The sequence below is a fragment of the Natronotalea proteinilytica genome (assembly GCF_055379935.1).
In genome coordinates this window covers 484,241-505,112 of the sequence record NZ_AP043947.1, presented here as the reverse complement: position 1 = coordinate 505,112, position 20,872 = coordinate 484,241, and the positions used below count along the sequence as shown (strand labels likewise).

Genomic DNA, 20,872 nt, shown 5'->3' with positions numbered 1-20,872 from the left:
CCCTTTTTGCTCATTTTGTCATAACCGTTTACTATGCCGAATCCAATCGCCGAAGCGCTTCTCGGACGCGGATGGATGGGTCGCACCATCAGCCGCGAAGAGACTGTAGAGCGCATCAATCCGTTTATCAAAGAGCACATTCTGCTCAACCATGCCTACCGTGCCGTCATTCGTGTAGCCGATGATCGGCGCGTTGTGGAGGCCCTTGAAAGCCTGCTCAAAACGGCCCGCGCGGATGTGGGCAAGCTCAGCGAAACGGTATTCAGCGCCGGGGGCACTGCCTACAACGGCACCGACATCGAACCGGGCGATGTTGATTTGGGCAACAATCTGCCCGACGCCCTCGATGAGCTCGTTGAACGCGAGCAAGCCTTTCGCGATCGCCTCCATGACGAACGGCGCAACATCGAACACCAGATGCGCACCCGCGCCATCTTAGAGCTTGTCCGCGACAACAGCGACGAGCGCCTTGATGTCATTAAACGCATGGCCAAACGCCTGTCGTAACTCCCGATCACCTGTTTGCACGCCCCCTCGCATGACCGACTCAGCATCCGATCCATCATCCGCCCCCGATCCTGTCGTTGTGTCTGGCATCCAACCCTCTGGACGCCTGCACCTGGGCAACTACTACGGCGCCCTGCGTCAGCATCTTGACCTGCACACGCAGCACGAAGCGTACTACTTCATCGTCAACTACCACGCGCTCACGTCGCTGCACGATGCCGACAAGATGCGCCAATACACCATGGATGTGGCACTGGACTACCTGGCCCTTGGCTTCGACCCCGATGAAGCTGCGCTGTTTATCCAGAGCGATGTGCCCGAGGTCACCGAACTGGCCTGGATCTTCTACAACCTGATTCCGGTGTCGCGGCTTGAGCGGGGCGTGTCGTACAAGGAGAAAGTCAGCGAAGGGCTCAATCCAAATGCGGGGCTGCTCAACTATCCCGTGCTGCAAGCCGCCGACATTCTTATGTATGGCGGTACGCGCGTGCCCGTTGGAGCCGACCAAAAACAGCATATTGAGATTACACGCGACCTGGCACAGCGCTTCAACAATACGTTCTGCCCCGACGATCCGATTTTCACGCTGCCCGAGCCGTACATCCTCGACGATGTGTCGGTGGTGCCCGGCCTCGACGGACGCAAGATGTCGAAAAGCTATGGCAACACCATTGGCATCTTCGACGAAGGGAAGACGCTCAAGAAAAAGGTGATGAGCATTGTCACCGACTCTACTCCGCTTGATGAGCCGAAAGACCCCGACCAGTGCAATGTGTTTGCGCTCATCAAGCTCATTGCTGACGCCGATACCCGTGCCGACATTGCCGAAAAATATCGAGCCGGTGGATACGGATACGGTCACGCTAAAAACGAACTACTGTCGTTGATTGACGACCGCTTCGCTGAAGCCCGCGAACGCCGCCACGAACTAGAACAGCGCCCCGATTACGTACGCGACGTGCTGCGCGACGGAGCCCAGCGCGCCCGTGCCAAAGCCGAGCCCCTGATGGCCCGCGTCCGCGAAGCCACTGGGATGATGACAACGACGGTGTAAAAGGGTGGAAGGGTGGATGTGTGGAGGTGTGTAAGTAGGAAGGCAGGAAAATAACGAGAGGGCGATGGTTACGGATTACAGGGAGTTACGCGTATACAAGCAGGCGTTTTCGGCGTCGATGGCGATCTTTGAGGTATCGAAGCGCTGGCCGTCTGAGGAAAAGTATGCTCTGACTGATCAGATTCGTCGCTCATCGCGGTCTATCTGTGCCAATATCGGGGAAGCCTGGTTCAAGCGGCGTTACCCGAAGCACTTTGTTAGCAAAATCAGCGATGCCGGAAGCGAAGCTGCAGAGACCTTAGTCTGGATCGAGTTTGCTGAAGCCAGTGGCTACCTTAGCTCAGAAGAAGCCGCCAAACTGGAGAAGACACTACGCATCACCTTGGGCGGATTGGTAAAAATGATGTCCAACCCCGATTCCGGGTGCGGACCGGCCAACCAAGCACGGGAAACCGACGTACCCTACGACCCCGCCATGTAGTCCCTCACACCTACATCCACCCCTACATCCCTCCACCCCTAAACATGATATTCGTCCTCGACAACTACGACAGCTTTACGTACAACCTGGTGCACCTGCTGGGCGAGCATACCGACGACATCGTGGTGGAGCGCAACGACGCCCTGACGGTGGAAGAGGTGCAGGCGCTTAACCCCGATGGTATCGTGATCTCACCGGGCCCAGGGCGCCCTGCCGATGCGGGCATCACCGAGCCGCTCATCGAAGCGATGGGCGCTACCACCCCCATTTTGGGCGTGTGCCTGGGTCATCAGGCGATGGGCGAAGTCTTTGGTGCAGATGTGGTGCATGCGCCCTCGCTCATGCACGGCAAAACGAGTGAGGTGACCCACGACGGACAGTCCATCTTCGAAGGCGTTGATGTGCCGTTTACTGCCACGCGCTACCACTCACTCATCCTCGACCGCGACACCATCCCCGATGAACTTACCATCACCGCTGCCACCGATGACGATATCGTAATGGGTATCCGTCATGTGGAGTGGCCTATCGAAGGTATTCAGTTTCACCCGGAAAGCGTCAAAACAGCGGCGGGTCCTGCGCTCATTGCCAACTGGATGCGCCGCCTGCCTGCTGTCACGCCACAACGATAACCCTCTCGTTTTCTCGTCTCACCGCCCTCCAGTCCCCCATGCACGAACACCTTACGACCATCGCCAACGGCCAGGCGCTTACCGAAGACGCCGCAGCCGACGCCATGCAGCACATTATGTCGGGCGAAGCCCAACCTGAACACGTCGCCGCCCTGCTCATCGGCATGCGTGCTCGCGGCGAGCATCTGGATGAACTCGTCGGCTTCACCCGCGTGATGCGTGAGTTTGCGATCTCGGTGGACTGCGATGATCCGCATGCGATTGACCTGTGCGGAACCGGAGGTGATGGCGCCAGCACGTTCAACATCTCTACGACCGCCGCTTTCGTCTGCGCCGGAGCCGGCGTCACCGTTGCCAAACACGGCAACCGATCGGTCTCCTCAAAGTCCGGCTCCGCTGATGTCCTTGAAACGCTGGGCATCGACATCAACCTGAAGAAAGAAGGCGTGGAGTACTGCCTCAACGAAGCCGGGATTGCGTTTCTGTTCGCTCCGCACTTTCACCCGGCCATGCGCCACGTTATGCCGGTGCGCAAATCCCTGGGCGTGCGCACCTGCTTTAACATTCTGGGGCCGCTCTGCAACCCCGCAGGTGTATCTCGGCAGTTGGTCGGTGCATTCGACCTGAACACCGCTCAGCTCATGGTACAGATTCTGCGTCGCCTGGATAGCGAACACGTCATTACCGTCCACTCGAACGATGGAATGGATGAACTCTCGGTAGCAGATGCAACCACGCTATTTGAGTACGACGCCAACGGACGTCACAGCATGCCCATCAGTCGCGAGGTCGGCCCTGAAAAGCATGACATTGAGCGTGCCTCGAACACGATGCTGCAAGGCGACGATGCCGACGAGAACGCCCGTATCCTACGCGGCATCCTTGACGGTTCTGACACCTCCCCGCGCCGCGACGTGGTCGTCCTGAACGCGGGCTATGCCTTGCACACCAGCGACCGTTTCGACACGCTGGATGCAGCCCTCGACGCAGCCCGCGAAAGCATTGACTCGGGCGCCGCCCAGTCTGCATTAGAATCTCTGATCGACGCCTCCAACGACGCGCCGAAGTAACCCCGCCCGCCCTTTGCCTGCTAACCCCGCCTCGTATCCGTGAGTATTCTCGACGACATTGTTGCCGACACCCGCGAGCTCATTGCCAAGCGGAAGCGAACCACACCAGCCGCTGAACTGAAAAAGCGTCCGCTCTTTGACGACCACGAGCCTCTGTCACTGGCTAAGGCGCTAAAGCAGCGCGGCATGTCGTTCATCGCGGAGGTGAAGAAGGCCTCCCCCTCGAAGGGCGTGATCCGGGAATCGTTTCAGCCCGCCCAGATTGCGCAGTCGTATGCCAAACACGGCGCCGCTGCTATCTCTGTGCTGACCGAACCGCTGCACTTTCAGGGGTCGCTGGAGAGCCTAGCGTGGATTCGTGCCCATGTGCCCGATACGCCGCTTTTGCGGAAGGACTTCATCGTAGACCCGTATCAACTCATTGAGGCAAAAGCCGTTGGTGCTGATGCGGTGCTACTGATTGCTACTGCGCTAGACGCCGGAGCGCTCTACGACTTGCATGCGCAGGCTAAAGAACTCGGACTTTCGTGCCTGGTCGAGGTGTACGCCCACGAGGATCTCGACAAAATCGACTTCGACCAGGTAAGCCTGCTTGGCGTCAACAACCGCAACCTGCACACGTTTGAGGTGGATATCGCAAACTCACTCGACATTTTCCAGCACGTACCACGCAACCTGGGCTGGGTATCGGAGAGCGGATTAAGCGACCCCGAAACGCTCGTCCGCCTCCGCCAGAACGGCGTAAACGGTGTGCTCATCGGCGAACACTTTATGCGTGCCGACGACCCCGGCCAGGCGCTGACCGACCTGCGCAACGAAGCGCGCGAAATCGCCATTGCCCAACAGAAGTAAGTGTGGAGGTGTGGACGTATGTAGGTAAGTAAGCGTGCTCCTCCAACCTTCCAACCCATCCATCCCTCCACCCGTCCATCCCTAAACGAGCCATGCCAATAAAGATAAAAGTCTGCGGCATTACCGACCTTGAAGCGGCCCGGTATTTGGCCGGAAAACGCGCGGACTACCTCGGCTTCATCCAGCATGAAGAGAGCCCGCGCTATATCCGTCCGAAGCAGGTAGCCAAGATTCTGGAGTGGGTGCATGGCATCAACTCAGTAGGGGTTTTTGTGAACGACGATGCCGATGCCGTGAACCACGCGGTAGAGACAGCCGGGTTCACCCACGTACAGCTGCATGGCACCGAGCCGCCTGCCGTGTGTGCACAGATCGATCGGCCTGTTATCAAAGCCATTCGCGTACGCCACGATGCGTCGTCTGATCAGCTGCGCGCGCTCATGGCCCCCTACACCGACGTGGTTGAGGCGTTTCTGCTCGATACACACAACAGCAGTGTGTGGGGCGGCACCGGCGAGTCCTTCAACTGGCGGCTAGCGCGCGACCTGGCCGCCGACTACCGCCTCTTCCTGGCGGGCGGACTCAATGCCGACAACATAGAGCGCGCCGTGCATACCATGCGTCCGTATGCAGTTGATCTGTCGAGTGGACTCGAAACCGCCCCGGGCGTGAAAAGCCTCGATAAGATCGACACGTTCTTCGACACGTTTCGCGCCGTACAAGACGAACTCGCTGAAGACACGGCAGACGCCCCGTAGCCCGCTGCATCCCTTGTACATCCTGCCTGCTTTCTCCTACACCCAAAACCCCCTAACCCATGTCCGACGCTCCTGCTGTAGCTACTGACGCCACCTCCTCAGACACACGCTATGCGGCTCCCGACCAAACGGGCCACTTCGGCCCATACGGCGGGGCCTTCGTGCCAGAAATCCTCGTTCCGGTGCTTGAAGAGCTGCGCGCGGCCTACGCCGACGCCCAGGCCGACCCCGAGTTCGATGCCCAGTATCGCACGCTCCTGAGCGAGTACGTAGGGCGCCCGACCCCGCTCACCTTCTGCGACCGTCTGACCGACTATTACGGCGGCGCGAAAATCTACGCCAAGCGCGAAGACCTCTGCCATACCGGTGCCCACAAGATCAACAACACGATCGGGCAGATCCTGCTTGCGCGCCGCATGGGCAAGACGCGCATCATTGCCGAAACGGGCGCCGGACAGCACGGCGTGGCCACGGCCACGGTGTGCGCCAAGTTTGGTATGGACTGCATCGTGTTCATGGGCGAGGAAGACATGGAGCGCCAGCGCCTGAACGTAGAACGCATGGAGCTGATGGGCGCCGAGGTGCGTCCGGCTATGAGCGGCAGCCGCACGCTCAAAGACGCCACGAACGAAGCCATCCGCGACTGGGTCTCCAATCCCAGCGACACGTTCTACATCATCGGCTCGGTGGTGGGCCCCCACCCCTACCCGATGATGGTACGCAACTTCCATCGCGTTATCGGAGACGAGACGCGCGCACAGCTCGACGAACATGAGGGACGCGAATGTCCGGATGCCGTAGTTGCTTGCGTGGGCGGTGGTTCAAACGCAATGGGCATCTTCTATCCGTATATCGACGACGAAGACGTGCGCCTGGTGGGTGTAGAGGCCGCCGGCGAGGGGCTCAACGGACGCCACGCGGCAACGCTCTCGAAGGGCACGCCAGGTGTGCTGCACGGCGCCATGAGCTATCTGCTCCAGGACCAGCGCGGGCAGGTGGAAATCGCGCATTCGATTTCTGCTGGACTCGACTACCCCGGCATCGGCCCCGAGCACTCGCATCTCAAAGACACTGGACGCGTAGAGTACGTGTCGGCTACCGACGCGGAGGCGATGGACGGTGTGCGTGTGATGTCTGAGCAGGAAGGGATCATTCCGGCACTCGAAACCGCCCATGCCATGGCACCCATGGAGCGCCTCGCCCGTGAAGTCGGTCCCGAGGGCATCATTGTATTCAACTGCTCAGGCCGGGGCGACAAAGACATGCAAACCATCGCCAAGCACCGGTAACGCCTCCTCCACCCGTCCAACCCTCCACCCCTAACCCAATGTCTCGACTTTCTGACACCCTTGCCGCCTGCCGTGCCGATGGCACCCCCGCGATGGGCCTCTTCACCACCAACGGCTTCCCGACCCCCGAGGCCACCGTCCCGATCCTGCACGCGATCGACGCGGGCGGGGCCGACTTCATCGAACTGGGCATGCCGTTTAGCGACCCGCTGGCTGAAGGCCTGCCGATCCAGCGCTCCAGCGCCCGCGCGCTCTCGCATGGCGTTACGATGGACGACGCGTTCGACACGGTCGCTACGTTCCGTGAAGAGAGCGATACGCCCGTGCTCCTTATGGGATACATCAATCCGGTGCTGCAGTACGGCATGGATACGTTCTGCACCCGCGCCGCCGAGGCCGGGGTCGACGGACTGATCCTGCCCGATGTGCCGCCCGAGGAAGCCGAAGTGCTCACCGAGCACGCGCAGGCTGCTGGGCTCGACCTGGTCTTCCTGATCGCACCCAACTCCTCCGACGCACGTATCCAGCGCGTCGACGAACTGGCGACCGGCTTTGTGTACGCAGTGTCCGTTACGGGGCTTACCGGCTCGCGTCTTGACGGGCGCGGGGCCGTACAGTCGTATCTGAAACGCGCCCGCTCGCTGGTTACACAGAATCCGCTCCTGGTTGGATTCGGCATCGCCACCCACGACGACGCGATGGAGCTTTCCCAGCACACCGATGGCTTCATCGTCGGATCGGCGCTGATCCAAGAGATCGAGGCCTGCTGGGATGACGACACGCTGTCTGACGAAGAACGCTACAGCCGCATCCGCCAGTTTGCGCGTGCGCTAAAAGAGGGTCCAGTTCTTGCGGGGAGCAATCCAGAAGCATAGAAGTTTACGGCTTTTGCATCCCCTGCATGCTCCCGCCTAACGGAATCCCACTATGATGACGTACACACTTCGCAGTATTGGCATTCTCGCGCTGGCCATTGTGGTGCTAGCCGGATGCGATGGGTTTTTGGATGGCGACTACCGCCCTCGGGCCACCGGTCAGGAAAGCGAAATTATGGTGGTTGTCGATAGCGTACACTGGGATACCGGGTTGGGGCAATCCATTCGCGATAATCTGGCGCCTTATGTAGAAACCCTGCCCGCTCCCGAACGCGAATTTGACCTTCGGCAAGTCCATCTGGACTCTGACCGGGTGTTCGACATGGTGCAGGGTCACAAAAACGTGGTGTTTATCGCGCCGCTGAGCGATCAGTCGAACCTGGCCAACTTTCTGCGGAATCGGCTCTCTGACGATGCGCTCGAAACCGTTCGCGATGGCAACCCCGCGATCGTATCGCGCCCCGACCTGTGGCGGCGCAGCCAGAAAATCTACTACATGACCGCTGCCGATACCGAGCAGCTCATCGATGCGCTGGAGCGCCACGGCGAACGCGTCCGGTCGGACTTCCACGAGATCACGCTCGAACGCATGGAGCGCGATATGTTTAGGCGAGCGCGTCAGTTCGATCTGGAAGACACGCTTATGACACGGCACGACTTTGCCGTCAATGTACAGCATGATTATCAGATTGCGATTGACACGACCACTGAAAACACCGGCTTCATGTGGCTGCGTCGCGTGCTGGCAGACTCACGACGCGAGCTCATGATCCACTACGTGGATGGCATGTCGCCCAGCGAAATGACCCCCGAGTGGATTTACGAACGGCGCGACTCGCTCAACGAAAAGTACATCCGGGGCAATCTGGGCAGCTTTGTTCGCACCGACTATCGCCGTCCGCTTAACACCCACGAGGTCGATCACTTAGGGCGGTATGGCTACCAAACCCGTGGACTTTGGCATATGGTGTACCGCGCAGACGAAGACGCAGAAACCTTGCAGGAACGCGGCGCCGGAGGACCATTTGTCAACTACACCTTCTACGATCAGGATACCGATCGCGTGTATATGATCGATGGCCATGTCTTTGCCCCCGAGCACGACAAGCGCGATTTCCTCCGACAGATGGAGGTCATTGCTCACACCTTCCGAACACGTGTGGAGGCAGAAGGGGCATCGGATGACGAGGATGAAGCTACGCTCGCTGCCGATGATTAACCGTTTGATTTGTTTAGCCCCTCGCTGCTGGATACCGGGAGCGATCGTGCTCATGCTGGCTGTGGGCGGCGTGGCTTCCGGATGTGCCAGCGATCCGGATCCGCCCCTTCCCCCCGACGCCATGACGGCCGTGCTCGTTGATCTTCATCTTGCTGAGATGCGGGGCGAGGTCGACGATGAAGTGAGCCCCATTCCCCGTGACACGGTACTCGCCTGGCATGGCGTTGATGCTGCCACGTTTGAGGCCGCCGAGGCGCATTACACCGAGCATCCCGCCGCCTACCGCGATGTGTACCAAGCCGTTGTCGACTCGCTCCAAAGCGTACGCGCTGACGTAGGAGACTGGGAAATGGCTCAACAGGCGGCCCCCGATACAACAGCCGACGAGACCCACGAACGCAGCGAATAAAGATTGCCCCCGAGAGCAACGCCACGCCCTCGTCGCGATGTACAACCGGCATGACCTTTGGCCCTTCTGCGTCGCGACGGACAAACGGATGTTCTGCTTCCGACGTAATGGACCCGAGGTAACGCACCAGATGTGGATTGAGGACGCTGAAGCGTTCCACTGGAGCGTCCCAGAGGCCTATCGGCGCGGAGAAGCGTAAGTCATACCTGTGGTCCTCGCCAAGAGACACAGCATATTGTCGCGCCCGCAGGTCACCCTGATGCCGCTAAGTAAGATCACGGGCCAACTTGGGGTTTCAAATCTAAACTCCTCCCAGTTTTTTCGGGAGAGAGAAAGAGCCTGAATGGCCGTTTCCAGCGAATGAGTGGCGATTTCCCCCACTCCGAACTCTGTCGGCACGCTTCGGTCGAACCGGCGGTATACCCCAAAACGCTGTCTGACTGTACTTACTACTGCTCTGTCACACGTGATTGTTTAGGTACGGGAACCGTGCTAAACTCTGTGCCCCAACTCCCTCCAAAAAACCTGTCATGGTGAGCGAAGGCCGACTGAGGAGGCCCATGTAGCCGCCGAATGGCATTCGGTGGAACCATCTCCCCGACGCTCAGCAGGCTCTGATCGATCGAGCGGCCCTGCTCATTTCGGGGGAGATCTTTCGACACCGCACTGCCTCCTCAAATATCGCTACTCAAACAGCACGGGCGATCCGCTACGGTGCGCCTCGTGTAGTGCACGGAGCCCATCATCTCGCAAGTCTTGTGCCTTTTCATGTCGGGGCGCTAGCATCACAACCCCAATACTTACGCCGCCCTTAAGCGGGCCGTCCGTACGCAGCATAGCCCGATGCAACGACAATGCCCACTCTCCTATCGCATCGATTGAAGTGTGTAGGAATGCACCATACATAAGCTCTCCAAAGCGCTCTATCCGATACCCCGGGGCACTCTCGCGGAGCACATCATGCAGGGCCTCTTCGGCCTCGTTGATGGCTCCCTGACCATGCTCGGCGATAATCTCATAGCGATTTACCAACACGAGGGCAAAACCCATGGGCCGGTCCTCCATGTCTGCTTTGTCGACCTCCTCGGCAATAATTTCATTGCGCGGTCGCGGGCCGGGCCGTTCTACTTCATCAGAAGGCGGCTCTGACTCGGTTGACGGCGACGGACGTGAACTCGCATCTGACGACTGCTGTGGACGGTCGGGGGCAGGCTGCGCCGATCCCTCTTCCGGTTCGTCTTGGTCTACGTGAGGAGCCGACGCCGACGCGGAATCAGACGAAGCAGTCACGGGCTCACGCAACGCGTCCGGATCGTAATTCAATATCTGTACCAACATATCAGCCCCCGACGCAATCAAAGCCTTGGTACGCCGATGCTCTAACGGAATATCTGCAGGCGCATCAACCACTAGAAAGTACGTCGTAGCCGCATCCGGACGATAGCGAACCGGGGCAAATGCTATTTTGTCTATTGAAACAGGGCCATCGTAATAATTGAGGGCATTGCGCAGTTCAGGATGATTCCCTAACTGCTGCACGGTTACATCATTGCGTGACATGCCAGCCCCCAACAGCGGATAAGGCGTTGAAAAACTGCCGTGATGCTGCACATGATTGCTTGTGCTATCGATGCCAGCAATGTCGTATTCGAGGGTCATCATCTCCTCTTGAACAAATAGCGCTACGGTGTGCGCCTGAAGAGTGTGGCGCAGAGCCTGCACCAGCGCCGTAACGCGTGGATTGTGAGGCGGAAGTTCCGACTGTTCCGCCCCCATACCGTCTGATGCAGAGTGAGATGGCGTCTCCGTTGATGCCACCTCGGCTGGAGGTGCCGACGATGATCCATTCGCCGAGGTTGAAGGGGGAGCACCAGGAGATCTTGATTCCTCTGCCTCTGCAGAACCTGTTGGTGTTGGGTCGGATACGGGAGGCGGCTCCTCGTCCTCAGGAGAAGATGCCGTTGGGTTTAGGTCCTCATCGGTCAGCTCAGCGGCCCCCTTCGGATGTGCACTCGATGAGTTCCAAACCCGATACAAACCAAGCCCTAATGCAATACCTCCAACCCCACCTGCTACAGCGTACAGTTGCGGCATCTCTCCCAGCCAAGCCAGAAGGACCACACATACGGCAAGTCCGATGAGCGCGCGTATAATCATATAAGGAATGTGGCTGGCGTGGGGAGACAGCCTAGCAACCAATGAGAGGCAATGTCAAAATTTATATGGAGACACCGGCAATGTCAATTATCAACTGTTTGCAGATGGCGTTTGCTACCGGCAATTTGGTGAATTTATAGGAGACGCCCGCCTTGTGTCGTCGGTTACGCTGTAGCGCGTGCATCGGGAATTGTTTTCGCTTCAGGAGGGTATGCCACAGAAGGCAAGGCAAAGTTGAGGGCTTCGGGGTTGGGTAAAGGATTCGGCTCGGCCCATGTGGTTCCATCATAGGTATCCATAATCACATAGTCGCCCGCTCGGCCCTCTACCCACGAACGGGTAAGAGGCACCTTTCCATAAGGAGTATCAAGTACATACGTGGGAATAGCAAATCCGGTTGTATGGCCTCGAAGGGCCTGCATAATCTGCATCCCGGTTTCAATGGATGTGCGCAAATGGCTTGTCCCCCCAATAACCTGTGCTTGATAGATATAGTAGGGACGCACGCGGCGCGCTACAAGTCCTTCACAGAGCGCTTTCATGGTGGCCACATCATCGTTGATGCCATTCATAAGCACGGTCTGGTTCCCTACAGGGATCCCGGCGTCCACCAACCGGTGCAGCGCGGCGGTAGCGTCTTCTGTCAACTCTTTAGGATGATTGAAATGCGTGTTCACCCACACTGGCGGATACGACGCCAGCAGCTCGCACAACGCGTCAGTGATACGATACGGCAACTTCACCGGCATGCGCGTGCCAAACCGAATCAGTTCAACGTGGTCAATGGCATGCAGCCGCTCAAGCAACCACTCCAAATGAGCTTCATTGAAGGTAAGCGGATCGCCGCCGGTAAGCAGCACATCGCGGATGGCAGGCGTGTTTGCAATGTAATCGATCGCCTCCTGCAACTCGCCCGTGCGCAAGAAAAAATCGGCATCGCCCACCATGCGCTTGCGCAAGCAGAAGCGGCAGTACACGGCACATTCGGCGGTTACACAAAAGGCTACCCGGTCGGGATAATTGTGCACCAGGTTTTTAACCGGCGAGTGGGCCACCTCTTGCAGCGGATCGAGATCATCAACCAGGGGATCATTCATCTCGTGGATATGCGGCACCACCTGCCGACGCACCGGGCACTGCGGATCATCGGGATCCATGAGCGCGGCATAGTACGGGGTGATGTTCCACCGAAACACCTCTTCGGTTTCGCGAATGCCTGCCTCTTCCTCGGCGGTAGGCGCAATCCATTCCCGCAGCGCCTCTACCGAATCGATGCGATGCTGCATCTGCCAGCGCCAGTCCGTCCACGATTCAGAATCGACATCACGATCTGGCATCACATCAGAAGCGAAGGAAGGCGAAGACATAAGCGGTGCGGGTAAGGGGGTTCAACAGTATGGACAACCGTAGTATGGACAATCGTACGCAGCGACTGAATAAACAGGTTTCTGAAGTGGGTTAGCGACGGGCCGCCGACGCCGGGAGCACATCCAGCCGCCGCAATCCCTGCTCTAGCACCTCCGCTAAAAAGTCGGGATACGACCGGTTCATCAATTCAGCAATAATGGCGAAGGTGCCATCAGGCGCGAATGTGGGAAGCGGATTAATCTCCAGAAACTGTGGTTGTCCTGCTGCATCCACGCGAAAGTCGAGCCGAGCCACATCGCGGCATTCCAGCTTTTGGTAGATGCCCAGGGCGGCTGCCTCTAACCGGGCTTCCAGCGACTCCGACAGCGTGCCACGCAGTTCGTACGTCCAATCACGACCTGGACCGCCGCGACGTTCCAACGCATGAACGCCAATACCCGTGTCGGGCTCAATCGCACGCTGCAAGACAGGCAGTGCTTTGGGAGGCTGGTTGCCCACCACGGCCACGGTAAACTCGCCGCCCTCTACAAATGCCTCCACAATCACATCTTGCTGATACATCGTGGTTTGACGATCGACCTCATCGCGCAACGCGGCCATGGATGTGACTTTGCTGGTAGGCATGATGCCCTTGGAGGTGCCTTCGTAGCGCGGTTTCACGAAAAGTGGAAACGGCGCCGGAAGCTGTTCATCGGTGACCTCCTCAGGCCCAGAGAAGACGGTCCAGGCGGGCGTAGACCACCCGGCACGTACCACCAGATCTTTGGTCCATGCTTTATCGAGCGTAAGCGACAGCGTAAGCGCATCGGAGCCCCACTGCGGAATCTCGGCCAGTTCCAGCAAGATCGGCGCGTGCGCTTCCCGATTGCGGGTGCCGTTCCCCTCGGCAATGGTAAGCGCCGCATCTAACGAGAGCCCCGTGCACAGCGCCTGCTGCAAGTCGCGCGCCGTGCCCACGCGCACCGGATGCGCTCCGCATCGCTCAAGCGCGCTGGCGAGCACGTCAACCGTTTCCATTGGCTCAAACTCGGCATCGGCATCCGGCGGATCATCGTCAGACCACACATACGACGCGAATACGTCATAGATCAAACCAACACGGGGCGGAGCAGCCATGAGAATAGCAACATGAACGGGAGCAGGGCGTGTGGAGAAATAATATTGGTAGATGGACACGGAGTTGCAGCCCGTTCTCTCCTCTGCCGCATATAGATTTCGGCTTTTTCTTTCCTTGACGCCTTTCTATTCAATGCCGCAATCAACCCAGCAGGCGTTTCTCATTCGCGTTTCCGGCGAGACCGTACATGGAATGGCGGCGCTTAACGAAGCGCTGGATAATGGCGCCCGCGTGGTGCACACAACTGCACTGGGCGGCGGGCATGCTACCGATGTAGCAGCACTTGTTGTCGTAGAGCAATCTGCAAACGCAGCGTCTGCGATGCCCGTACAGGCCGAACGTGAGCCTCTGCCCTCTGAACAGAACGACCCCGTGTCGCCCGACAGTCCAGTCGAAGGCGACGGCGCCCCGCCCGATACCGATCCAGATGTGGAGCCCCCACGACGATAGCCAAACGAGCCGGACGCCTTTATCTTGCGAATCAGTCCTCCATTCTGGTTGCATATTACACACCGGCTTTCTACCATGTAAAAGCGCTACCAACGTGCTTACCCGCTCTCCGACCTTTCTCGTTGGTTGTGCATCGGCGTATATTCCCCCATTGTTTTACAAGGCCATATCCAATTATGAACCACCGTGTACTCCCTGATTATGGGCTGATGCTCCGCGCAGGCGGACTGGCTATTCTTTGGGCCGCCCTCCTTTGGATGAACCCGCTCCAGAACGCATCCGCACAGGGCTTTGGCGTCTATGAGCAAGGCACCTGCGCCATGGCCCGTGCCGGCACGGGTGTGGCCGACTCGTGCAACGACGCATCGGGCATTTTCTACAACCCGGCTCTGCTCGCTGGCTCCGAAGGCTGGACCATCAGCGGCGGGGCCACGCTCATTGCTGCGGGCGGCTCTTTCACCGATGACATCATCGGACGAACCACTGACCTGCAGAACAGCCCCATTCCGGTACCGCACCTGTATGCGTCGTACGGCTTTAGTCCGGAGTGGGCGGTTGGTCTGGGCGTGTACGTGCCGTACGGGCTGGCCACAGAGTGGGACCGCAGCTTCGACGGGGCTTTCGAAGGATACGACAATAGCGTCGAATCCATTTATATTCAGCCGACGGTGTCGTATCAGTTTGATGACCGTATCTCCATTGGCGGTGGCCCTATCGTGGTTATTGGTGCCGTAGAGCTGAATCAACTCGTGGATCTCTCTAGTCAGGAGTTGGGGGATTCAGGCATCACCTTTGGCCAACTCGGCGTGCCTTTCCACACTGCGTTTGCCGACTCGCAGCTTGAGGGGTCGGGCACGATTGGGTTTGGCGGTCACTTTGGCATTAAGTATAAAGTGACCGACCGCATTCGCCTGGGGGGACGCATGCTGTTTCCGGTGCAACTCGATTACGAAGGGGATGCGACTTTCGACCAAATTGAGACCGGGTTGCCTCTCACCGAGCAATTCCGCAACATCATTGGACTTCCTGGAGGCGCATTCCCGGGTATCGACAACCCCACACTTGATGACTTCCTGGGCGGGGAGAGTCCGCTGGTGGCCGGTCCGTTTGCTGACGGCGCTGCCCTGAGCGACCAATCCCTCGAAACATCGCTTACGATGCCTGCGCAGGTCGTCTTAGGGGCGAGCGTGGATGTAACCGAGCGCCTTACCGTGCTGGCTGACTATCAGTGGACGCAGTGGTCGAGTTTCGACGAGATCGTGCTTGAGTTTGAAAACCAGGACGAGCCGGTGATCCGTCAGGAGAATTACGACGATACCAACGCGATTCGTTTGGGAGCCGAGTATCAGCTGGCCGATGCCTGGATGCTGCGTGGGGGCTATCTCTTCAACCAAGCCGCTGCCCCCGATGAGGTGGTTACACCGCTGCTCCCCGAAAACGACCGCAACCACATTACGGTGGGCGTAGGCTGGCAAGCCTCCGACATGCTGCGCCTGGATGCCTCCTATCAATACCTCGGCCAAAACGATCGCCGAGGGCGCACGCGTGGACTTGCTGAAGGTCGCCCCGATACCAACGGCCTGTACAGCTTCGACGCGCATCTCGTTGGCCTCACCTTCGCCCTCTCGCTGTAACCTATAGCCTCTGTCTCCCATGATTGATTTTCAACGCGCTTCTTACTCGACGCTGCTTGGCGTGCTGCTCGCCGCTGTTCTGGTTTTTACCGGCTGCGATGACGACAGCCTTACGCCTCCCCCTGTTGAAGACGACCTGTTTGCCCGCTACGTATCGCTGGGCAACAGCATCACCGCCGGCTTTCAATCCAACGGTATCTCCGCCACCACGCAAGGCGAGGCCTACCCCGTGCTCCTCGCCGAAAAAATGGGCACGCCGTTCGACATCCCCACCCTCGCGGGCGATGGCTGTCCGCCACCCATCATTGATCCGATCACCGGCGAGCGCACCGGCGATGTAGAGTGTGCTCTACGTGAAACGCCGCTGCCCACGCGTCTCAACAACGTTGCGGTGCCCGGCTCGGCAGTTATTGACCTCACCAACAATGTTGACGAGGCCAGCAATATCAACGCGCTTACGCAGTTTTTCCTGGGCGGACGCACGCAGGTGGAGGCGGCCCTTGCTGCTGAACCGACATTCGTAAGCATCTGGAGCGGCAACAACGACGTGCTCCCCACAGCACTGTCGGGCATCGTAACCGATGACAACCTCACCTCTACCGCTGACTTCGAGGCCCGCTACACGGAGGCATTGGATGCGCTCGAAGAGAGCGGTGTAGAAGGCGGTATCTTGTACGGCGTAGCGGATGTGACGCTGATCCCCCACTTCTCGGTAGGGGCCGCGTATGCCCAGGCTGAGGATCAAATCAATGCGTTTGGCGACTCTGAAAGCCCAGCCTGGGGCTCGTTTACCGTGGATGCCAGTTGTGAGGCGGGGGCGCAAGGCACCACCACGCTGGTTCCCGCCAACTATGCGTTGCTCGACCTGCTCCCCGCAGCCCTTGAAGGCGAGGATGTAACGCTGAACTGCGCCGACGACGAACGCGTGTTGGATGGCGGCGAAATCACAATGCTACAAGAACGCGTTGCGGCATTCAACAGCTTCATTCAGGCCGAAGCCCAGGATCGCGGATGGGCGTATGCGCCGACCAATGAGGTGCTGCAAGACCTCCGTGATGACGGCGACATTCCGCCGTTTCCGGATGTCACGGATCCAGCCAACTTCTTCGGCCCGGCCTTCTCGCTCGATGGCGTGCATCCCAGCAGCAGCACGCACGAAACGATTGCGACTGTGTCGGCCGAAGCCATTGACGATGTGTACGGCACCACGCTCTCTGCGGGTAACTAAAACGCTGACGGCTACGTCTACTACCACAAATGCACCCTGTCCGAGGGCTCTCGGGTGGGGTGTTGGTATGTCTAACGTGATGTTTCTACAGCCATTCGGATGGAATAGAGTCGCATCAGAGCATTTCGTATCTCTGGTGCGTAGCTGCTGATATTGAAGGCTTTCAACACAGTCGCGTCGAAGATCTTGCGGTCTCTTTGTTCCAGTTCTTTTGGAAGCGGATGGACAGCGCGCTGCTTCAGCGGTCGGAAGGCTTCCCGGATGCGCCTTTTCTGTGCTTTATTCAAACGCCGGGGATCAAGAAGATGAAGTTGTCGCTTTGTTCGGGTCGTACTCAAATCAAGGGCCCCAAGTCCACGCCCAAACCCCAGTGCTTCAATCAGAAATAATCCAACCACGCTGTTCATCAACGCATGACAAAGATTTGTAGATACGTTTGCATCAGTAAGCGAGAAGCGAGTAAACCGCTGATCGACAAAGGAGGCCTCTCTTAGTTTTGGAATAAACAACCGTTTGAATGGATTTACAGGAAGTACCAGATCAGCCATACGGGTCGCCTTCATTTCATACCAATGAAGCCCTGATCGTGCAAGCACGTCAGGAAGCGGAGTACCTTTGGTGTTGGTTTCGTGCTGAAACCGCTGAATCCAAGACAACGCCCCAGAGTGATTCAGTTGTTTTAACTCTTCGATGCTTCGCGTGCAGCTAAACACTTCAATGTCGGGCTCTGCGATAAGCCCTTTTGCTTTTGCGGGCTGCTTTAGTCCGGGTTTGAGATATTGGTCTTCAATATCATGCTCATCCGATGGGTAAAACAGAGCATTCCATCCGCGGCGTTCGCCTCGTCCAATATCAAAAATGTCCGACGCCGCAACCATCTTTTTATGAACGGATGCCAACCATTCCACATCGGCAAAGAGGGCGGTCCACTCAACACCCGTCTGCTTCAGATTGTGGATTTCTGACGTGCTATACGTTTCTACATCTGTCCAATTGTCTTCTGCACGGTCAAGCGTCGCATAACTTGCAACGCGACGTGCCTCTTGGTTTGTAAGCTCAGAAATATCTTTCTTGACGGTAATGAAGGCCGTCTCTTCATCGTCAGGAGGCGCCTGTATCGGTTTGCGCTTGCTCAGTACAAGAAGACTCGTCACAACATCAGCATTCTGAAACCACCGTCCCTCTCCCGATACGATAACCTTTTCGACATGAAAGAACATATGTAGTGCATCACGGAAGGCTTGTCCCCAGTCCGTACCTAACCAAGCATTTGACAAAATGAGCCCTGCTCGCCCCTCGTTCTCTAAAAGTGTCCAGATGTGGAATGGCAGGTATGCGTATAGATCGCTACGCCGGGGTAACTGAACAGTCTCATTTGTCTCGGCTGCGATATGCTCATTAATCCGCTTAATTGTAGAGCTAGACGTTTCGACGTCCTCAAACTGCACGAAAGGCAAATTAGAAACGACGCAATGTGCATCAGGAAGTGGTTTTTCAATATCGGAACCGGTATGGGGATCATGAAAAGTGATAGGCTTTCCGGGGTACAGGTCTAACACATCGCTTTGGAAGATGTGGAGCACATGTCCCATATGCTCTGGATCGGCAAGAGCCAGCGTAGCGGCCTGAAGCGGAAATGCAAACCTATCGCTCGCCCACACTGTTGCTCGGGCATTACTTGAAGACTTCCCAAGCGATCGCTTTTCACTATACGCGGCGGCGGCAATTGTGCCAGTGCCACAGCAGGGATCAAACACCATTTTTGTCTGATCACGCACAGCCACACGTACAAGAAAGCGTGCCAGCGATGGAGGGGTAGTGAACTGTCCAGCGGCTTTTCGTTGGGCGACCGACACAGTACTGTGCAACAAAGCCTGGGAGGCTTTTGTCCCAACGGCTTCAATATCAACTGTTGCAAAGAAGTCGTTCAGCTCTAACAGACGCCTCCATGCATGCTGTGGGATCTGCTCTTCGCCAAGATGCTTGCTAAATACCTGTGCAAAATTACATGACTCTGTTACCTGCTTTAGCAAATTGAATGCATCCTTTATTTCCGTTTCTGCGTGCAGATCGTTTGCAGCATAGGCAGTAGTACAATTTGACTTCAGAACATGCAAGAAGATGATTTTGCCAATCCATCCTGCCAACACGCGATGGGCAAGGACGTCGACTTGGTCACGTGTGGCGTACTCAGACTGAACCTTCGCCCACCACAATTCGACACGAGATCGAAACTGATTATCGCGCCGCATAACTTTTTGCAACTGATGGGCTGTTTCAGAAGCACTAGAAAACAGCGCCTCGATCAATGCATCATCAGAAAACGTTTCGATCAATGTTCGGTCCTGCAGTACCCCTCGCTGAAAAAACCTTCCCACGTCACGCAACATCCGATTGGCGAGTTGCTTCCAATCTGACTCTCGCTGCGCAACATTGCTGCGATTTTTGATGGGTGGTCCTGCAAGCGTCCAGGTTTGCTTGGGAGCATACCCCTCTAGATCATCATCGGAGACGTGTAACACGGCCTGGTTGACGTTCCAAACCACAAAGCTGTTCACCCTCAGCCGTCTTGCCTTTTCACAGGCGTTTTCGATAAGTTTAGAGTCGGTGATGGATGTGTCTGGCATTTTAAGTTCCCACCCCTGCAAGATCGTTTGTCCAGCACGATCTCCAAAAAGGAGCACATCGGGGAATAGAGGGCCTTCTGTATCCTGTACGGTGTGCTCTCCTCCTATACGGCGAATGCCCAACTGCTTCTCTTGAATACGCTGACTCAAATACGAAATCAAGTCAATAGCCCAACTACGCTCGTTGTATACAACGGACATATAACTTTCGAAGCAATGCGAGATTAAAAGACCGGATGGGCTATTCCTCCGTTACTACGACGGGGACCCCTCATCCGCAAATAGATCGAGGGTTGCTTCCGTAGGAGATGCATTTGTCGGATTACGCAAAGTCGCAGGGTCGTTCTCTGCATTTGCAGCGTTGAGACGCTCACGCGCAACGGCCATACAATCAAGATCACGCCCCTTGAAGCGTTTAAGCTCGGCGTTTTTTTCGATCCCGACGTAGTCGCGATTTTCCAGGTGGGCAGCAACAAGAAAGCTACCGCTGCCAAACGCATTATCCATCACCACATCCCCCGGGTTGGTAAACGTGCGCACCAGATAGCGCCCCAGTGCCACGGGCTTTTGAGTCGGGTGCCACACCTCGCCTTCACTTTCTGCGGTTTTGAAATACACAACATCGGTGGGGTAGCGCGCGCCGCTTGATTTGATATGCGCTGGATCAAAGTCGCCATAACTGCCTGTTAACTGGTCTTTACGCACCCCTTTGTCGTACGGATCGCCCTCGCTCATCTGGGGGTTGTACGTCGGTGCTTTCTTGTAGAAGACACAGATATCCTCATGTTTTCGGAGGGGTTGCCGCTTGGCATTCAGAAAATTAGTCGCTTTGGATTTGACCCAGATGATGCGATATTTGAAGTGCTGCTCCTGACTCATAATGAGTTTGGCTGTGAACAAGCCCTGCGCGGTAAGCACAATAGCGCCCCGGTCTTTTATGACACGCAGATACTGCTCCCAGAGCGGCTTCAATGGTATCACACTATCCCAATTATTACGGGTGGTGCCATACGGGAGATCGCACAGAATCATATCCACCGATTTGTCAGGCAGTGTGGGCAACACATCCAGACAGTCGCCCTCAATCAGCGAATTACGAAAGGAGTTCAGCGTTGACATGGTGGTGTGCGCCTCTGATATTGGTT

General features: G+C 57.3%; 19 protein-coding genes. 14 read left to right on the top strand and 5 right to left on the bottom strand.

Annotation, left to right across the window (positions count from 1 at the left end; genetic code table 11):
* The first annotated feature begins 33 nt into the window (after positions 1–33).
* From ACZ5AL_RS02260 to ACZ5AL_RS02210, 11 genes are all read left to right on the top strand, one after another.
* On the top strand, positions 34–507 hold the full coding sequence (locus ACZ5AL_RS02260) for a hypothetical protein (RefSeq protein WP_464511892.1): 474 nt from the start codon (positions 34–36) through the stop codon (positions 505–507).
* Positions 508–538: 31 nt separating this feature from the next.
* Entirely contained in the window at positions 539–1,561 is a 1,023-nt protein-coding gene (gene trpS / locus ACZ5AL_RS02255; RefSeq protein ID WP_464511890.1) for a tryptophan--tRNA ligase, read from the top strand.
* A gap of 64 nt (positions 1,562–1,625) precedes the next feature.
* Positions 1,626–2,042: a four helix bundle protein gene (locus ACZ5AL_RS02250; protein WP_464511889.1), complete on the top strand. Its 417-nt coding sequence runs from the start codon at positions 1,626–1,628 to the stop codon at positions 2,040–2,042.
* A gap of 44 nt (positions 2,043–2,086) precedes the next feature.
* Positions 2,087–2,674, top strand: coding sequence for an anthranilate synthase component II (locus ACZ5AL_RS02245; protein WP_464511888.1), 588 nt, complete (start codon positions 2,087–2,089; stop codon positions 2,672–2,674).
* Between the two features lie 38 nt (positions 2,675–2,712).
* Positions 2,713–3,744 (top strand): anthranilate phosphoribosyltransferase, encoded by a 1,032-nt coding sequence (gene trpD / locus ACZ5AL_RS02240; protein WP_464511886.1) that lies wholly within the window; start codon positions 2,713–2,715, stop codon positions 3,742–3,744.
* 39 nt (positions 3,745–3,783) lie between these two features.
* Positions 3,784–4,596, top strand: coding sequence for an indole-3-glycerol phosphate synthase TrpC (gene trpC / locus ACZ5AL_RS02235; RefSeq protein ID WP_464511885.1), 813 nt, complete (start codon positions 3,784–3,786; stop codon positions 4,594–4,596).
* A 92-nt stretch (positions 4,597–4,688) separates the two neighbouring features.
* A complete protein-coding gene (locus tag ACZ5AL_RS02230) occupies positions 4,689–5,354 on the top strand; it encodes a phosphoribosylanthranilate isomerase (protein ID WP_464511884.1) in 666 nt (221 codons plus the stop codon).
* Positions 5,355–5,413: 59 nt separating this feature from the next.
* Positions 5,414–6,643: a tryptophan synthase subunit beta gene (gene trpB, locus ACZ5AL_RS02225; protein WP_464511882.1), complete on the top strand. Its 1,230-nt coding sequence runs from the start codon at positions 5,414–5,416 to the stop codon at positions 6,641–6,643.
* A 38-nt stretch (positions 6,644–6,681) separates the two neighbouring features.
* Complete coding sequence (gene trpA / locus ACZ5AL_RS02220) at positions 6,682–7,518, top strand: tryptophan synthase subunit alpha (RefSeq protein ID WP_464511881.1); 837 nt, start codon at positions 6,682–6,684, stop codon at positions 7,516–7,518.
* 52 nt (positions 7,519–7,570) lie between these two features.
* Positions 7,571–8,737, top strand: a complete 1,167-nt coding sequence (locus tag ACZ5AL_RS02215; protein WP_464511880.1) for a DUF4837 family protein — start codon at positions 7,571–7,573, stop codon at positions 8,735–8,737.
* A gap of 52 nt (positions 8,738–8,789) precedes the next feature.
* A complete protein-coding gene (locus ACZ5AL_RS02210; protein ID WP_464513310.1) occupies positions 8,790–9,146 on the top strand; it encodes a DUF4296 domain-containing protein in 357 nt (118 codons plus the stop codon).
* Positions 9,147–9,830: 684 nt separating this feature from the next.
* Here ACZ5AL_RS02210 and ACZ5AL_RS02205 read toward each other — a convergent pair.
* The 3 genes from ACZ5AL_RS02205 to ACZ5AL_RS02195 all read right to left on the bottom strand — a co-directional run bounded on the left by ACZ5AL_RS02205 (position 9,831) and on the right by ACZ5AL_RS02195 (position 13,787).
* Positions 9,831–11,303, bottom strand: coding sequence for a hypothetical protein (locus tag ACZ5AL_RS02205; protein ID WP_464511878.1), 1,473 nt, complete (start codon positions 11,301–11,303; stop codon positions 9,831–9,833).
* Between the two features lie 164 nt (positions 11,304–11,467).
* Entirely contained in the window at positions 11,468–12,670 is a 1,203-nt protein-coding gene (locus ACZ5AL_RS02200; RefSeq protein WP_464511877.1) for a KamA family radical SAM protein, read from the bottom strand.
* Between the two features lie 91 nt (positions 12,671–12,761).
* Positions 12,762–13,787: a D-alanine--D-alanine ligase family protein gene (locus ACZ5AL_RS02195; RefSeq protein ID WP_464511876.1), complete on the bottom strand. Its 1,026-nt coding sequence runs from the start codon at positions 13,785–13,787 to the stop codon at positions 12,762–12,764.
* Positions 13,788–13,920: 133 nt separating this feature from the next.
* On the opposite strand from ACZ5AL_RS02195, the gene ACZ5AL_RS02190 reads away from it, so the two are divergent.
* The 3 genes from ACZ5AL_RS02190 (at position 13,921) to ACZ5AL_RS02180 (ending at position 17,100) form a co-directional block, all read left to right on the top strand.
* Positions 13,921–14,238: a hypothetical protein gene (locus ACZ5AL_RS02190; RefSeq protein WP_464511875.1), complete on the top strand. Its 318-nt coding sequence runs from the start codon at positions 13,921–13,923 to the stop codon at positions 14,236–14,238.
* 176 nt (positions 14,239–14,414) lie between these two features.
* A complete protein-coding gene (locus ACZ5AL_RS02185; RefSeq protein ID WP_464511874.1) occupies positions 14,415–15,872 on the top strand; it encodes an OmpP1/FadL family transporter in 1,458 nt (485 codons plus the stop codon).
* A 19-nt stretch (positions 15,873–15,891) separates the two neighbouring features.
* Positions 15,892–17,100 (top strand): SGNH/GDSL hydrolase family protein, encoded by a 1,209-nt coding sequence (locus ACZ5AL_RS02180; RefSeq protein WP_464511872.1) that lies wholly within the window; start codon positions 15,892–15,894, stop codon positions 17,098–17,100.
* A gap of 71 nt (positions 17,101–17,171) precedes the next feature.
* Here the strand turns inward: ACZ5AL_RS02180 and ACZ5AL_RS02175 are convergent, their stop codons facing one another.
* Positions 17,172–19,928 carry an N-6 DNA methylase gene (locus tag ACZ5AL_RS02175; RefSeq protein WP_464511871.1) on the bottom strand — a complete coding sequence of 919 codons (2,757 nt, stop codon included), beginning with the start codon at positions 19,926–19,928 and terminating at the stop codon, positions 17,172–17,174.
* A gap of 54 nt (positions 19,929–19,982) precedes the next feature.
* Positions 19,983–20,846 carry a DNA-methyltransferase gene (locus ACZ5AL_RS02170; RefSeq protein ID WP_464511869.1) on the bottom strand — a complete coding sequence of 288 codons (864 nt, stop codon included), beginning with the start codon at positions 20,844–20,846 and terminating at the stop codon, positions 19,983–19,985.
* Between the last annotated feature and the right edge of the window lie 26 nt (positions 20,847–20,872).